The sequence below is a fragment of the Zoogloea sp. JDB1 genome (genome assembly GCF_056724025.1).
The window spans coordinates 3113702-3128555 of record NZ_CM161496.1; the positions used below are offsets into that span (position 1 = coordinate 3113702).

The 14854-nt window shown below is 63.3% G+C and carries 19 protein-coding genes; 6 read left to right on the plus strand and 13 right to left on the minus strand.

What is annotated here, in order from left to right; genetic code table 11:
• Window positions 1-60: 60 nt before the first annotated feature.
• Window positions 61-882 (plus strand): PP2C family protein-serine/threonine phosphatase, encoded by an 822-nt coding sequence (locus AC1PPK_RS14025; protein WP_481113668.1) that lies wholly within the window; start codon window positions 61-63, stop codon window positions 880-882.
• A gap of 2 nt (window positions 883-884) precedes the next feature.
• On the opposite strand, the gene corA is transcribed toward AC1PPK_RS14025, so the two are convergent.
• Complete coding sequence (gene corA, locus AC1PPK_RS14030) at window positions 885-1967, minus strand: magnesium/cobalt transporter CorA (protein WP_481113669.1); 1083 nt, start codon at window positions 1965-1967, stop codon at window positions 885-887.
• Window positions 1968-2120: 153 nt separating this feature from the next.
• Between corA and AC1PPK_RS14035 the strand changes: the two genes are divergently transcribed.
• Genes AC1PPK_RS14035 through AC1PPK_RS14045 form a run of 3 tightly spaced genes read left to right on the plus strand, consistent with a single transcriptional unit; the run spans window position 2121 to window position 4918 of the window.
• On the plus strand, window positions 2121-3245 hold the full coding sequence (locus AC1PPK_RS14035; RefSeq protein ID WP_481113670.1) for an NAD(P) transhydrogenase subunit alpha: 1125 nt from the start codon (window positions 2121-2123) through the stop codon (window positions 3243-3245).
• A 15-nt stretch (window positions 3246-3260) separates the two neighbouring features.
• Window positions 3261-3545, plus strand: coding sequence for an NAD(P) transhydrogenase subunit alpha part 2 (locus AC1PPK_RS14040; protein WP_079435886.1), 285 nt, complete (start codon window positions 3261-3263; stop codon window positions 3543-3545).
• The gene (locus tag AC1PPK_RS14045; RefSeq protein ID WP_481113671.1) at window positions 3545-4918 is read left to right on the plus strand and encodes an NAD(P)(+) transhydrogenase (Re/Si-specific) subunit beta; all 1374 of its coding nucleotides are present in this window, start codon (window positions 3545-3547) and stop codon (window positions 4916-4918) included. The genes AC1PPK_RS14040 and AC1PPK_RS14045 overlap by 1 nt, the downstream gene beginning before the upstream one ends.
• 85 nt (window positions 4919-5003) lie before the next feature.
• On the opposite strand, the gene AC1PPK_RS14050 is transcribed toward AC1PPK_RS14045, so the two are convergent.
• The 5 genes from AC1PPK_RS14050 to moaC form a co-directional block, all read right to left on the minus strand.
• On the minus strand, window positions 5004-5456 hold the full coding sequence (locus AC1PPK_RS14050) for a SixA phosphatase family protein (protein WP_481113672.1): 453 nt from the start codon (window positions 5454-5456) through the stop codon (window positions 5004-5006).
• Window positions 5457-5527: 71 nt separating this feature from the next.
• On the minus strand, window positions 5528-7033 hold the full coding sequence (locus tag AC1PPK_RS14055) for a CYTH and CHAD domain-containing protein (protein ID WP_481113673.1): 1506 nt from the start codon (window positions 7031-7033) through the stop codon (window positions 5528-5530).
• Between the two features lie 142 nt (window positions 7034-7175).
• Entirely contained in the window at window positions 7176-7493 is a 318-nt protein-coding gene (gene soxZ, locus AC1PPK_RS14060) for a thiosulfate oxidation carrier complex protein SoxZ (RefSeq protein WP_481113674.1), read from the minus strand.
• Window positions 7494-7502: 9 nt separating this feature from the next.
• Window positions 7503-7967 (minus strand): thiosulfate oxidation carrier protein SoxY, encoded by a 465-nt coding sequence (locus tag AC1PPK_RS14065; protein ID WP_481113675.1) that lies wholly within the window; start codon window positions 7965-7967, stop codon window positions 7503-7505.
• A 3-nt stretch (window positions 7968-7970) separates the two neighbouring features.
• Window positions 7971-8450, minus strand: coding sequence for a cyclic pyranopterin monophosphate synthase MoaC (gene moaC / locus AC1PPK_RS14070; RefSeq protein WP_481113676.1), 480 nt, complete (start codon window positions 8448-8450; stop codon window positions 7971-7973).
• A gap of 41 nt (window positions 8451-8491) precedes the next feature.
• On the opposite strand from moaC, the gene AC1PPK_RS14075 reads away from it, so the two are divergent.
• Entirely contained in the window at window positions 8492-9931 is a 1440-nt protein-coding gene (locus AC1PPK_RS14075; RefSeq protein WP_481113677.1) for a M48 family metallopeptidase, read from the plus strand.
• Window positions 9932-9942: 11 nt separating this feature from the next.
• Here the strand turns inward: AC1PPK_RS14075 and AC1PPK_RS14080 are convergent, their stop codons facing one another.
• Genes AC1PPK_RS14080 through AC1PPK_RS14110 form a run of 7 tightly spaced genes read right to left on the minus strand, consistent with a single transcriptional unit; the run spans window position 9943 to window position 14370 of the window.
• Complete coding sequence (locus AC1PPK_RS14080; protein WP_481113678.1) at window positions 9943-10581, minus strand: hypothetical protein; 639 nt, start codon at window positions 10579-10581, stop codon at window positions 9943-9945.
• Window positions 10574-11134 carry a GTP-binding protein gene (locus AC1PPK_RS14085; RefSeq protein WP_481113679.1) on the minus strand — a complete coding sequence of 187 codons (561 nt, stop codon included), beginning with the start codon at window positions 11132-11134 and terminating at the stop codon, window positions 10574-10576. The genes AC1PPK_RS14080 and AC1PPK_RS14085 overlap by 8 nt, the downstream gene beginning before the upstream one ends.
• Window positions 11124-12257 (minus strand): hypothetical protein, encoded by a 1134-nt coding sequence (locus tag AC1PPK_RS14090; RefSeq protein WP_481113680.1) that lies wholly within the window; start codon window positions 12255-12257, stop codon window positions 11124-11126. Before AC1PPK_RS14090 ends, AC1PPK_RS14085 begins: the two co-directional genes overlap by 11 nt.
• A gap of 35 nt (window positions 12258-12292) precedes the next feature.
• Window positions 12293-12784, minus strand: a complete 492-nt coding sequence (locus AC1PPK_RS14095; protein WP_481113681.1) for a hypothetical protein — start codon at window positions 12782-12784, stop codon at window positions 12293-12295.
• On the minus strand, window positions 12781-13527 hold the full coding sequence (locus AC1PPK_RS14100; protein ID WP_481113682.1) for a phosphate/phosphite/phosphonate ABC transporter substrate-binding protein: 747 nt from the start codon (window positions 13525-13527) through the stop codon (window positions 12781-12783). Before AC1PPK_RS14100 ends, AC1PPK_RS14095 begins: the two co-directional genes overlap by 4 nt.
• On the minus strand, window positions 13524-14003 hold the full coding sequence (locus AC1PPK_RS14105) for a PAS domain-containing protein (RefSeq protein WP_481113683.1): 480 nt from the start codon (window positions 14001-14003) through the stop codon (window positions 13524-13526). The genes AC1PPK_RS14100 and AC1PPK_RS14105 overlap by 4 nt, the downstream gene beginning before the upstream one ends.
• A 13-nt stretch (window positions 14004-14016) precedes the next feature.
• Window positions 14017-14370 (minus strand): roadblock/LC7 domain-containing protein, encoded by a 354-nt coding sequence (locus AC1PPK_RS14110; RefSeq protein ID WP_481113684.1) that lies wholly within the window; start codon window positions 14368-14370, stop codon window positions 14017-14019.
• A gap of 247 nt (window positions 14371-14617) precedes the next feature.
• On the opposite strand from AC1PPK_RS14110, the gene AC1PPK_RS14115 reads away from it, so the two are divergent.
• Window positions 14618-14848: a sulfurtransferase TusA family protein gene (locus AC1PPK_RS14115; protein ID WP_481118222.1), complete on the plus strand. Its 231-nt coding sequence runs from the start codon at window positions 14618-14620 to the stop codon at window positions 14846-14848.
• Window positions 14849-14854 lie beyond the last annotated feature (6 nt).

Genomic DNA, 14854 nt, shown 5'->3' on the forward strand with positions numbered 1-14854 from the left:
ACGCTGGAATACTGTATTCACAGATGCTGACGGCGGCCTGTTCTTACGGTTATGCCATTTATGTTGAAACCACACCCATCGTCCTTCGCTGTGCCTGAGACCACGTCAGCCAAGAAGCGCTATCAGGCGGAAGCCTGTGTGGCCAAGCACACGGGTGATCGGACCGAGCAGCAGGACAGGGCGGCAGTTTTTGCGCATCCCACTCGCAAGGGCACGCTGATGGCTGTGCTTGCGGATGGTATGGGGGGGCATTCCGGTGGCGCGATGGCGGCGGAGCAGGTCATCCTGAAGGCCCGTCAGAATTTCGAAGCGTTTGCGCCCGCCTCCGAAAGTGCAACCGACCTGCTGCGCAGCATCGTCGATGAGGCGCATATCGTCATCAAGCTCACCCGTTTCACGAGTGAGCAGGACCCGCACAGTACGGCGGTTGTCTTCATGATGCAGCCAGACCGTGCAGACTGGGCCCATTGCGGGGACTCGCGTTTTTATCATTTCCGGGCCGGCCAACTGGTGACACGCAGCATCGACCATTCGTTGGTCGAAGAGCTGGTTCGTAAGGGGCGGCTTGATCCGGAAGGCGCGTTGCGCCACCCGAACCGCAACGTCTTGCTGTCCTGCCTTGGGTCGGAGCGGGAGCCGCGGGTGGATTTCGGGCACGCATCGCCGCTGGTGGGGGGTGACGCTTTCCTGTTGTGCTCCGATGGCCTGTGGGCCTACATCACCGAAGAGGAAACGGGGCAGATCCTGGCCAGCATGTCGCCCCGGGATGCGGCTTCGGCGCTGATCGAGCTGGCACGCCATCGAGCCAAAGGCGGCGGCGACAATATCTCCCTGGCTGTCGTCAAGCTCGTTGAAGTCGATAGCACCAAACGCACACCCTGAATTCAGCGTGTGCGCAGCCAGTTCCTGCGCCAGAACGATGCGGCCATCAGTGCCGCGGCGCCAATCATCATGCCCATCGCCATGTCAAAGCCGTCATGTGTGTCGAGCAGTGGCATGTCGTGGAAGTTCATGCCGAAGATGCCTGCGATCAGCGTGGCCGGCATGAACAGTGTGGTCAGTACGGTGAGGATGCGCACTTCGGTATTGAGCCGGTTGCTGACACTGGATAGGTAGATGTCGAGCAAATCGGCGAGCAGGTCGCGTACCGATTCCAGCGTTTCGAGCACGTGCACCGTGTGGTCGTAGATGTCCCGTAGATACAGGCGCGTCTCGCTGGAGAAGAAGCCGTTGTCGGCCCGACCCAGGCCGTTGAGCACTTCGCGTAGCGGCCAGACGGCGCGGCGCAGGACCAGAGCCTCGTGTTTGACCCGGTTGATCTCCGCCAGCAGTTCGGGCGTCGGGCGGGTTAGCGCCTGCTCTTCCAGTTCTTCTGCCATGTCGGCCAGATTGTCGAGCATCACGAAATAGCGGTCCACCAGCGTGTCCAATAGTGCGTAGGCCAGGTAGTCGACGCCGTGGGCGCGCATGGCGCCACGCTCGGAGCGCAGACGTTCCCGTACCGCCTCGAAGGTGCCGGTCGACCGTTCCTGGAACGTCAGCACGAAATTGTGGCTGAGCACGATGCTGACCTGATCCGAGGTCAGGCTGTGGCTTTCCGGATCGAAATCAAAACAGCGTGCGACGATGTACAGGTAGTCCGCATATTCGTCGCTCTTGGGACGCTGGTGGGTGTTCAGGATGTCTTCCTGCACCAGTGGATGCAATTTGAAGCGCCGTCCGATTTCCGCCATTACGGCCGGGTCATGCAGCCCATATACATTCAGCCACAGCTTGCCATTACCAGGCTGATATTGGCGGGATGCTTCGAGAGAGTCGAAGCGGGTTTCCTGTACACCGTTGGAATCGAACTCAATCAGGGTGATACTGGGCTTTTCGGTCTTGATTTCACCGATATGGACCAGTGAACCTGGGGGTAACCCTAACTTCCGGGTGGGATGGGATCGTTTCTTGCTAGACTTTCGCATCGTATTTGCGATATTCGGTTCAAATAACCGGATTTTCGTGCAGGATATGGGTGAAATTCGGGTTTTCCCGGGTGGCATCCGGCAGTATTGAGTCGTTCGCGAAACCCTCTCGCGACGATATCAGATTTCCAACTACCCCTCGAAGGAGCTTTCATGCCCCTGGTCATCGGTGTGACCAAAGAGCTTATGCCGGGCGAGCGCCGCGTTGCGCTCGTTCCGGACGTAGCCAAGAAGTATCAAGGGCTTGGTGCAGCTTTGCTGCTCCAGGCCGGCGCCGGCGCATCGGCTTATTACCGTGACGAAGATTACGGAGCCGCTGAATCGACTGCCGATCCACTGTCGGTGCTCAAAAGGGCTGACGTCATCCTGCAGGTTCAGCCGCTGGGGCTTGAAGCCCTGGCTGAACTGAAGCCCGGTACGGTACTGGTGGGTTTGCAACAACCCTGGTCCAGCAAGGAGCGAGTGGAGCTTTTGCGCCAAAAACAGATCACCTGTTTCGCTTTGGAACTGTTGCCCCGTATCAGCCGTGCGCAAAGCATGGACGTGCTGTCCAGCCAGGCTGCGGTGGCCGGTTACGAATGTGCGCTGATCGCTGCCGACCACTCGCCGAAGTTCTTCCCGATGCTTACCTACGCGGCCGGCACCATCAGGCCCGCCAAGGTGCTGGTGATCGGCGCCGGCGTTGCCGGCTTGCAGGCCATCGCCACGGCCAAGCGGCTGGGCGCGATGGTGTCCGGCTACGATGTGCGGCCGGAAACTAAGGAGCAGATCGAGTCGCTGGGTGCAAAGTTTGTTGACACCGGTGTTTCCGCCTCCGGTTCCGGTGGCTATGCCCGCGAACTCACCGACGACGAAAAGCGCCAGCAGGCCGAGAAGCTCGGCAAGGCCGTCGCGGATTGCGATGCGCTGATCACCACCGCTGCGATCCCGGGCAAGAAGGCGCCGGTGATCATCAGCGCCGACATGGTGGCGCGCATGAAGCCCGGTTCGGTGGTCGTTGATATGGCGGCCGAGACCGGCGGTAACGTCGCCGGCACGGTAGCTGGCGAGAAGGTGTGGGTCGGTGAGACTCTCGTCGTCGGCCCCACCCATATCCCCAGCCGCATGCCGGTGCATGCCTCCGAGATGTACGCCAAGAACCTTTTCAACTTCATCAGCCCCTTCATCAAGGACGGGGCGCTGACCCTCAACTGGGACGATGAAGTGATGGCCGGTGCCTGTCTGACCCACGCGGGCGAACTTCGCCACGCGGGCGTCAAGCAGGCCCTGGGCCTCTGACCGGGAGACGAGACCATGGACGGATTTGTTGCAATCTACATCTTCATGCTCGCCGCCTTCACCGGCTACGAGGTGATTTCCCGTGTGCCGGTGATCCTGCACACCCCGTTGATGTCCGGTTCGAACTTCGTTCACGGCGTGGTGCTGGTGGGCGGCATGATCGCTCTCGGCCAGGCAGAGACCCCGCTCGAACAGGCCATCGGCTTCGTTGCCGTGCTGCTCGGTGCTGCCAACGCGGCGGGCGGTTACGTGGTGACCGAGCGCATGCTCGCCATGTTCAAGGCTAAGGAGAAGAACTGATGGCTATCAAATGGCTGATCGACGCGAGCTACTTCGTCGCCGCGATCCTCTTCATCCTCGGCCTGAAGGGCATGAGTTCGCCGGTCTCGGCGCGCAAAGGCATTGTCTGGGCCGGCGTCGGCATGGTGCTCGCCACCGTGGTGACCTTCCTCACCCCGGGCATGAACAACTTCGCGCTGATGATCATCGCCATCGCCATCGGTGGTGCCCTGGCCTGGATCTCCGGCAAGAAGGTCGCCATGACCGACATGCCGCAGATGGTGGCGATCTACAACGGCATGGGCGGCGGCGCCGCGGCGGCCATCGCGGCAGTGGAGTTCGCCCGCGGCGAGATGCACGGCATGGTAGTGACCCTGCTGGCCACCCTCGGTGCGCTGATCGGTGCGGTGTCCTTCGCCGGCTCGGTGGTGGCCTGGGCCAAGCTCCAAGGCGTCATGAAGAAGGCCTTCCGGCTGCCGGCCCAGAACGGGGTGAACATCCTCCTCGCCCTGGTGACGGTGGGTGTCGGTGCGGCCATCGTGATCGCCCCGGAGATCGATTCGACCCTGGTTGGCGCCTTCTTCATCCTGGCGCTGGTGCTCGGCACCGTCATCACGCTGCCGATCGGCGGCGCTGACATGCCGGTGGTGATCTCCCTGTTCAATGCCTTCACCGGCCTGGCCGTGGGTTTCGAAGGCTTCGTGATGGGCATTCCGGCGCTGATCATCGCCGGTATCGTCGTCGGCGCGGCCGGCACGCTGCTGACCCAGTTGATGGCCAAGGCCATGAACCGGCCGATCAGCAACATCCTCTTCGTGCCGATGGCGGCTGCCGGCGGTGGCGAGGCGGTGGAAGGCGAGCAGAAGGAAGTCGGCGCGATGGATGCGGCGGCGATGATGCGCTACGCCAGCAAGGTCATCATCGTGCCGGGCTACGGCATGGCGGTGGCCGGCGCCCAGCACAAGGTGTGGGAGATGACCGAGCTGCTGGAGGAAGCAGGCGTCGAGGTGAGCTTTGCGATCCACCCGGTGGCGGGGCGGATGCCGGGCCACATGAACGTGCTGCTGGCCGAGGCCGGCGTGCCCTACGACAAGATCTTCGACCTCGAGGAGATCAACGGCGATTTCCCGCAGGCTGACGTGGCCCTGGTGATCGGTGCCAACGACGTGGTGAACCCGTCAGCGCGTACCGACAAGTCGAGCCCGATCTTCGGTATGCCGATCCTCAACGCGGATATGGCGCAGAACGTCATCGTCGTGAAGCGCGGCAAGGGCACCGGCTACTCGGGTATCGAGAACGCGCTGTTCTACAAGGACAACACCCGGCTGCTGTACGGTTCGGCCCAGCAGGCGATCGGTGAGGTCATTCAGCATGTGAAGGCGCTGTCGGTGTAAGGACGCAGTTGTAGATTCCGCGCCTCAGACAAAAGGGCCACCGGGGGAACCCGGTGGCCCTTTTGCAATTCGGCGGCCGGTCTTGCTAAACCAGATCGGCCGGCATCACGGTGCGCAGTACGGTCTGTGTTTCACCTTCGCGGACACGGTTGGTGAACCACCACAGCGCGCCTTTCTTGATCGTCCAGTCGGCTTCGTGGCCGGACAGTAGCAGGGAGGCCAGGCGGCCGAGTTCCGGCTGATGGCCGACGACCAGCACCGAGCCACCGCCATCTGGCCAGCCGCAGGCGGCCAGAATGCCGGAAATGTCGTTTCCCGGCGCCAGGGCCTGGACGATCTCGAAGTCCTTGGTGAAGGCGCTCGCCGTCTGGCGGGTACGTGTGGTCGGGCTGACCAGCACGCGCAGCTTCTTGGGGCGGCGGCTTTCCAGCCACTCGGCCACCTTGTGAGCCTGGCGCAGACCGCGCTCGGTCAACTCACGGGTGCTGTCCGGCAGGCCATCCACGGCTTCCGCGTGGCGCCACAGCAGCAAATCCATTTTATGGGTCTCCTCTCTCCTCGAAAGAGGGCGGGAGTCTGCGGCCGGGATGTTACCGGAAGATGAAAGCATCATCGTCTCCACGGAGCCTTGCCCCACAGGATGGGTTCGAGGGAGGGCAGTACGTTCTTGCGCAGGCGAGCGATGCGAGGGGCATGCCAGCCGGCGACGAAAGCCGCACCGCTGCGCAGTTCGGGATCCTTGCCGGCCCAGGCTTTCAGACGGCTGCGGGCGACTGCTTCGTCGTTGAGGTAGCCGAGGGTCTCCTGCACATCGGCAATATCGTTGGCATAGCGCACGGTGGCCTTTTCCGGCAACAGGGGCAGCAGGAATTCGATGGCGTAACGGAGGCGCTTGAGGGAGACCCGCAGCTCGTGCAGTTTTTCCGGATGCAGCTCCTGGGCGACGGTATGGCGCTTGCGCGCCCGTTTGCGCAATTGACTCAGTTGCAGGCGGGCGAAGGTGGTGAGATTGGCGGACTTCACCAGCGCATCGCTCTCGAGCGCATAGAGGTCGGCGGCCAGGGCCAGCATCTGGCGGCCGTGGCTGGCGGCGAGGAGCTGTTCGCGGGCGGCGGCCTTTTCCCGGTCGCGGCGATCCACGGCCATGGCGATCAGACGCTGGGTGGCTTCGTCGGCGAGGCCGGATTCAGCCACCGGCGTGAGCACCTCGGCAATCATCACGTCGAGGTCGCGGGCGGCGCCGAGTCCGTCGGCGGCGTCCTTGAGCCCATCGGACCAGCGCTGCACGAAGTCTGCCGGTAGGGCCGGGCCGAACAGGCGCAGTGCGGAGCGCAGGCGGCGCAGGGCGACCCGCAGTTGGTGGATGAACTCTGGATCGTCGCTTTCCCGCGCGCCGGATTCATTGGCCTGCCACAGTGCCAGGCAGTCGAAGCCGATGACACGGAAGGCGTCCACAGGGGATTGTTCGGCGTTCAGCCGCGACGGTCTGGCCTTGGCCGGGCGCAGGGCGTGATTGGAATACAGGCGATAGCCGCGCTCGGCCTTGCTGACGTTCTCGGGCGTCAGGGGCAGGGTTTCTGCCAGCTGCAGCGCAATGGCATACAGTTCGCGCGGATCACCTTCTACCAGTTCCAGTTCGAGCTCGCACAGGGGCTTGCTGCGCTCGGCGGCCTCGATGGTCCCGCTGTCGATCATCGCCAGTACCTTGACGCCTTCACGCGGAGTGAGGACACAGGTTTCGCGCTTGAAATGGGTGGTGAACACCGGGATCAGGTGCGGGTGCAAGTTCTCTAGGCGGGTTCGCACGTCGTCCCGGTCGATGGTTGAGAAGTCGAAGCTGCCGTTGGCATAGGGCTGCTCCCATTCCGGCCGGCTGGACAGGCCACCAAGGGATTCGGCGGCGCACTTCACCGTCTGCAGCCAGTGGTTGCCGGCTTTGCGGGTGCGGACGGCCATGCGGCGTTCGCGCAACTCCAGTTCGGGCGTGTCGAAATAGGTGTTTTCTAGGGTGACGCTACGACCTTCACGGGGGGCATCGGCGATCAGCGGGTGACGGCGTAGAGCGGCCAGGGATTTTTGCGGGAAGGTGAGCTTGAGTTCGATTTCGTTGCTCATGGCGGGCCGTTGGCAAAGAGGGAGCGCGGTGCCGGCTGAAAAGGAATAATGCCGGCGGAAATCGGGGCATTCTAGCCCCGTGCCGGAGGCGCTGTCTTGCTTGGGGAGATGACAAAGCTGGCTTTTCGCCAGCTTTGTGAGGTCAGTTCGTGTCGAACACGGTTTCCGTGCCGCCGCGCTGCCCGCGGTTGTCGAGCCAGGCCACCCCCAGCTTGTCGCCGGCCTTGACGTCCTGGAACTGGAAGCTGAATAGGGGATCGGCCGACAAGGCCGTACCGAGCCCGGCCTCCATGACTGGGCGGCCGTTGAGGGTCAGCGTCAGCGAGGTGATGTAGTGGGCGGGAATGGTCTGCCCCGCCGGATCATGGCGCAGGCCCGATTCCATTGGGTGGGGGATCAGCAGCCGGACTTCTCCCATGTTGCCCTTCAGTGTTGCGCGGATCTTGATCGAATCGGCCATGGTCGCTCCTTACTCTCCGCAGCCGCCGACGGTGACTTTCACGTCCCGGAACACGGTGTAGAACCTGCCGCCGGCAGCGGCCACCAAGCGCAGGCGCGAACTTTCGGCCATCTTTATCCGGGTCTGGAAGCGCGGCAGCACTTCCGGGCCGAAGTTGAACTGTACGACGAGGGGGAAGGGGTTCTTGTCCACCAGCACGCTCAGCTGGGTGGTACCCGGAATGGCGCTGATGCCTTCGATCGGCACGGCGGCGCCGTTCTCGGCGATCTCCGGTGCCCGGATGGTCAATGTGGCGTTCTGTTCGGCGGCGCCGGCTCCGAGCAGGCGCAGCGCATCGAGGGCCGTCCGGGCTTCGAAGGCGTCTCGGCCGCCGTCTGCGCCGAGTGCCATCCCAGGCTTTAGCAGGCCGGTGCCGACGAGAGGGGCCAGGACCGCGGCGGAGCCGAAGGCCTGCAGAAAGCTCCGGCGGCGCATGCCTTAGTCTTCCGCCTTCCAGTGCCCGGATTTGCCGCCTTCTTTCTCCAAGAGGCGGATGCCTTCCATCGTCATGCCTTTATCCATGGCTTTGCACATGTCGTAGATGGTGAGCAGTCCGACCTGGACGGCAGTTAGCGCCTCCATCTCGACACCGGTGCGGCCGACGGTTTCGGCTGTGACGGTGCAGCGGATGGTGTCCTCGCCTTCCGGTACGAAGTCGGCAGCGACACGGGTCAGCGGAATCGGGTGGCACAGGGGGATCAGGTCGGCGGTCCGCTTGGCGCCCTGGATCGCCGCGATGCGCGCGATGCCGATCACGTCGCCCTTCTTGTTGTCGCCGGCGAGGATCCGGGCCAGCGTGGCGGGCAGCATCACGATGCGCCCTTCGGCACGGGCAACCCGGCGGGTTTCGGATTTGGCAGAGACATCCACCATGTGGGCCTGGCCGTGGGCGTCGAAATGGGTGAGGGCGTCGCTCATGGGGCGGGGAACTGGTTGCGGGGGGCGCGTATCATAGCACCGTGAAAAATCGACTGATCGCCACCCTGTTGTGCGTGGCCATGATGCCGCGCGGCTTTGCCCAGAACCTGCCCGAGCTCGGCGACAGTTCCGCGAGCGACCTTTCCCCGGTTGCAGAACAGCGCATTGGCGCGCAGATCATGCGCGAGATCCGCTGGCATGATCCCGCCTATCTGCAGGATGCGGAGATCGAGGACTATCTGAATAATCTTGGTGACCGGCTGGTGGCCGCGGGGGCTGGAGCAGGGCTGCCTTTCGAGTTCTTCGGCGTCAACGACCCTTCGCTCAACGCGTTCGCGATGCCGGGCGGCAAGATCGGCGTGCATACCGGGCTGATTGTGGCGGCGCAGAGCGAGTCCGAACTTGCCGGCGTGCTGTCCCACGAAATCGCCCACGTCACCCAGCACCATATTGCGCGCATGGTCGGCAAGCAGAGCCAGACCGGTATCCTGATGCTGGCGTCCTTGCTGGTGGCAGTGCTGGCCGCCAAGTCCAATTCGCAGGTCAGCCAGGCGGCGATCATGGCTGGCCAGGCGGCGGGCATCAGCAATCAGCTCGCCTACTCGCGGGACTTCGAAAGCGAGGCTGACCGGCTTGGCGTGCAGAACCTGGGCGCGGCGGGTTTCGACGTGCGCGGCATGTCGAGTTTCTTCGAACGCCTGCAGAAGAACAGCCGGCTCTACGAGAACAGCGCTCCGGCCTATCTGCGCACCCACCCGCTGACCTCCGACCGGATCAACGAGATGGAAGGGCGGGTGATGCAGATGCCGTATCGCCAGGTGCCGGACTCCCTCGATTTCCAGTTGGTGAGGGCCAAGCTGAAGATCGGCAAGCAGGTGCGCCGCGAGCAGATAGAGGAGTTGGAACGGGCAGCGCGGAGCGCGTCCTTGTCGGTGCCGGCACAATATGAGTTGACGCGTGCCTATCTCGCTGCCAAGCGGCTGGCCGATGCGGACAAGGCCATGGCCGAACTGCGCAAGCGTCATGTCGTGTCGCCGATGATCGACGGCCTGGAGGCGGATCTACGCCTTGCTCATGGAGATCCGGCCGGGGCTACGAAGATCTTTCGTGAGGCGCGTGCGCGTTTCCCCCAGTCTCTGCGTCTGCTTTATGGGGAACTGGGGGCCCTGGCCGATGGCGGGAAATACGCAGAGGCCCTCGATCTGGTCAAGGCCGAGGTGCAGACACGGCCGGGAAATGCGGTTTTGTGGGAGTTGCGGGCCCGTGCCGAGTCGGGCTTAGGCAGGCGTCTCGCTCAGCATCGCTCGCTGGGCGAAGTCTATGCGATCCAGGGCAACTATGCGGCGGCGGCCGAGCAGCTCACGCTGGCGCAAGGCGCAGCCGATGGTGATTTCTTCGAGCACTCGGCGGTGGACTCCCGTCTGCGCGAGGTGCGGGCCCTGCTGGTGGAACAGATGAAAGAGAAGCGTGAGCAGCGCTGATCGACGACGTTTCAGATCATCTGGCCGTAACGGGTGTACAGCGCCCATACCAGGTCGGCAAAGGCGCGCTGGTTGAAGCGCGGTCGTCCGCTGACCGCCAGCACCAGCCGTGTGCGCCCCACATGCATGGGCCAGAAGCTGAGGCCACTGACGCCTGCAGCATCCACGTTTCCCCAACCGTCGAGAAGATGGGCCCCCAGCTGCGCCAGTGGAGCAGCCTGCCGTTCGGCGACCGACAGGATGTCGGCCCCAACGGCAGCCAGTGCATCACCGATGTCGGCTGCGTAGCCGGTAACCGCCAGGCAGAAGCCCTGGTGATCGGCAAGCAAGGCCTGGCCGCTATCGCTGAGTACGGCCAGATACTGGGGCAGGGTGGTTCCCAATGCGCCGGTTGGTGCGCTGTGAGGCGATGGCCAGGCTTCGAGGCTGGCGTCGTCCTGCAGGGACAGAAGGGTTTCCAGCGCTTTCTCCGGTGATGCTTCCCCGCTCCACATGGTGGCCGTCTCCAAGTTCAGCAGCGGACTTTCAGCCTCCTGCAGGATGCTGCGCAGGACTCGCCGCCTGGGACAGCCGTCGTCGGCACGGGCAACGGCCTGCCAGGCACCGTAGGGCGTGACGGCGAGATGGGAGCCGGGGACGATTTCAAGCATCGCTCAGTCCAGGATTGAGAGTGAAGAGAAGTGCCTTCACCAGCATTGCCACGTCATCGCGGCTACGGGCGTCGACGCGGAAGACGGCGGGTGTGGGGGTATGCCCGAGTTCGGCCAGACGAGCCCGGTACGCATCCAGACCTGGAGCCGGTGCGCGGTCCATATGGGTGACACCGATGGTGACGGCAGTGCCGGCGATGAAGTTCGAGAAGGCGCCCAGGTAGTTCTCCAGGTCGGTCAGAGGTTCAGGCTGGGCGTTGTTGATCAGCAGGATCAGGCCGATCCCGCCGTTACTGAGAATCTCCCACATGAAGCTGAAGCGTTCCTGGCCCGGTGTGCCGTAGAGCATGACCTTCTCTCCGCCAGGTAGGTTGAGTACGCCGTAGTCCATGGCGACGGTGGTGGTTTTCTTCATGCCGGCGATCTCGTCGGTGGCCAGCGCTTCGGTGCTGACCGGCAAGATGTCGCTCAAGGCATTGATGGCAGTGCTTTTGCCGGCACCCACTGTGCCGGAGAAGATGATCTTATTGTGACGGACGCGTTCAGACAGCATTGAGAAGTTTCCTCAGAATGCGGGAAAGGATGGAGGGACGTTGGGGTGGAATGAGGGGCGCGACATCGTTGGCCGGTTGCGCAGGGGGCGAGATCGCCGCAAGGGGCTCGGGCTGGAACAGTCCGGCAAAGTGAGCGGATGTATACGCCGAGAATACGTAGCGTTGCGGAATCCCGAGCCGTCTCGCGATCTCCACCGGGCTGGCCCACTCGCGGGTCCATAGCGCAACGATCCTCAGCGCATGCGGTGCGGCCCAGGTCCGCGTGAAGTTGGGCCAGGCACGCAGGCGAACGGGACGATAGGGATCGACCCCGACCGGGAGGCGGCCGCGGGCCGCCCATGCTGCAATGTTCCACAGGAAGTCTTCGGCAGTGTGGAGCGTGTCTGTGCTGCCTGGACCGCTGAAGGTCAGGGCATTGACAACGCGCGCTGTGGCATCCGGCAACTGGGCCATGGAGAAAGGACGCAATTGCGTGTCACGGAAGCTGGTTACGCAGACGGGCTGAGGCAAGGGGTGGACGCCGATCAGGCGGGGTAGGCCCGACACGACGTGGGGGCGGCCGGTCTTGATCGCTTCATCCAGGGCCTGGGCCAGATGCCCGATCAGGTATTGGGTGGGTTCGAAAAACAGCTTGGCGGGCAGAGGGGCGCCGGGCGAGGGCGGTATGTCGTCGAGTGAGCCGCATAGATCCGGTTCCTCGTCACTGACCCGTGGGCGGGGCTCGCTGCTCTCCTGGATCGCCATGTTGGTCAGGGCGATCGGCTGCGGAGGGCGTCCGAGGAGGGCGGCCCGGTTCAGTACGCCGGGCAGTGCATCCAGATTGAGAGGCTTGCTGACCGTGAGATGGTGGGGAAAGCGGGTTTGCAGGCTCTCGGGCCGGAACGCATAGCCGACAACACCGATCCCGGGGTGGCGGGCCAATTGGCTCAGGGCTTCGTCGACACCAGGGCGGTCATGATCCACGAGGACAACGTCGGCTTCATCAAGAGACTGTGCCAGGCGGATGCTCTGCTTCCAGTGCCGTTCGATGGAGAGTCCGATCAAGCGGTTATCCATGCTTCCGATGTGCAGCAGGAAGACGGCGGTCGGGGCCGGGGCGAGGACGGGTGAAGGGCGGCTCATGGTGTTGAGGCGGGGCAGGTATCCACAGAAAGGACTCAGGGGGTACGGGACATGCCGGCAGGTGAGGCGTGGATCGGTGCAGACCGGAGGAAGGCACGGTCTCCTTCCACCGGTCTGGCGAGCACAACGCCGCGCAGGGCGAGCTGGGGATCGTGGCGATCGACGCCGCGGTGCAGGCGGGCGTGCAGATAGATATCCAGATTGTGCTGCTCCAGCGCCCCGTGATGCTGGCGGAGCATGCGAGTCCGCAGATCGAGTCCGCATGCTCCGAGGGCGATCCACAGGTCTACGACCGCTGCTGCGGTCTGGGCGGGATTGCCGAGTGCGTGCCAGACTGAGATCCGTTGCATGTGGGCATGGAGGTTTCCCGGGTGACGTCCGATCTCGCCGGCCAGCAGCGTGGCGGTTGCCGGTGAGCGCCAGACCGCCGCGATGTCCAGCGTTCGGACCGGGAGGCCAAAATCCGCCGGTGGAGCAGGTTCCTGCAGCCGCTCAGGGGCGTCGGGGATCGTGATGAAGATATTCACTGGGTCAGAGTGGAAATGATGTCGATCATGAACTCCACGTCTTCTTGCTGGATGGGTTGCCAGCGGGTGGCGCCAAGTGCCGACAGCAGATCCTGCCCCTTTTCCGTTTCGTGCATGGACAGCAGGATGCGTACGAAATCTTCGGCCCGGGAGTGTAGGTCGCGGCCGATCAGGAAGACATGATGGATGACCTGAATGTCACTGGTGACCAGGACCTTGAGTTCCCGCCGGACGATGGAGGACAGGCCCCGATAGGCGCCCACCGGCATGAAGCCCACATCGACCTGGCCACGTAAGACGTCCTTGGCGACCTGGATGTAGGTGCCGCGTTGTTGCTCGACGGTGTTGTCCGCGTTCAGATTGGCGGGTTCGAGCAGGATCCGGCCGATTGTATTGACGCACGGATCATTGGCGCAGGCGATACGGGTTCCGGGTTGAAGATCGCCGATGGCCTGAGCAGGGTGGCTGAGTGCCGTGACGACAACCATTTCGTCGGGTGCGCCATCCGGCTGCGCGATGGCGAGAAAGCCCTTCTCCCTGACCAGAAGGGAGGCGTCGAAGGGGTTGGCATGAATCAGGTCCACCTGTCCCGCTGCGATCGCAGCCCGTTGCGCGTCGAAACCGTCGTGGAGTTCCAGGTGGATGGGAATCGACAGGGAACGCTGCAACCAGGTGTTGAAGATGTACCAGTCGGAAATGCGCTCGGCTGGAAAGCTGGGGCTGACGGTGAAGTTGAAGCTCATGACCGGATCCACTCCCTGTAAGTCGCTTCTGCCTGGGCCACTTTCTCACGGGAGGGTTCCCGCCGGACCGAGGTATACCCGACGATGCGTTCGTCCCGAACGTTCGGGACCACTGTGGCGAACACCCAGTAGTGGCCCCCATCCTTGCGGAGGTTCTTCACGTAACCGTGCCATTGGCGCCCGGCCTGGACTGTTTCCCACAGATCGCGGAAGGCGGCGGCAGGCATGTCTGGATGACGCAGCAGGCAGTGGGGCTGGCCGATCAACTCGCTGCGCTCGTAACCCGACATGTCCACGAAGGACTGGTTGCATTGGGTGATGACGCCGCGGGTGTCGGTACGTGAAACGATCAGCCGGCCCTGCGGGTAAGGCGTTTCGACATGAGTCACGAAAACCCGGCGGCTGCTGCCGTCGGCATAGTCCAGGCGATGCTCGATGGCGCCGCCTGCGTTGGAGGGAGGAGGCATGTCGAGCATCGTGAACTCCTTGTCAGCCGAGAATGCCGCCGATCGCGTCAGCCGCGCGGCGTACGTCGAGAAATACCAAGCCCAGCTTGGCCGTGGGCTTGGCCATGACGGTGAGTACTGCATCGGTGCCTGCCTGAACCATCAGCACGTAGCCCTTGGCGCCCTTGATCAGAACCTGTTCGAGGTTGCCGCGGGCCAGTTCCCGGGCGGTGCGGTCCCCCAGGGACAGCATGGCGGCGCTCATCGCGCCGACCCGGTCTTCGTCCACGGTATTGGGCAGCAGGGCCGCCATCATCAGCCCGTCGGAGGAAATGATGGCCGAGGCCTCTATATCCGCTGAGCTTCCGTTCAGGTCGTTGAGTACGGTTTGAAGCATGTCGGATCGCATTTGCATCACTTTCAAGGTCGATTTTCTGTAGAGATCTGCCTGAGCCGGTGAGGCGGAAAGCAGGTCCGGGAATCCCATTCGTTTAGGTGTTTTGAATTGTTTCTGAATGTCATTATTCCATATGTTTTGAGGGTGTATAAGGGTGTCGTCGGGGGATTGTTGATGTCCGGCTCGATAATGGGGCCTCGCGTTAGAATCGCGGTTTGATTGCCTCAGCGCGAGATGGAGCTAAATGATGGATTTCGACAAGGAAGTGGACGCCCGGGGGCTCAATTGCCCGTTGCCGATCCTGCGGGCCAAGAAGGGCTTGGCCGAACTGCAGGTCGGGCAGGTGATGCGCGTGCTGGCGACGGATCCGGGGTCGGTGAAGGACTTCGCGGCCTTTGCCCGTCAGACGGGCAATGATCTGATCGGGCAGCAGGAGTTGCCGGACGGAGCCTACGAGTTCTTCCTGCGGCGCAAGTAAAGACAG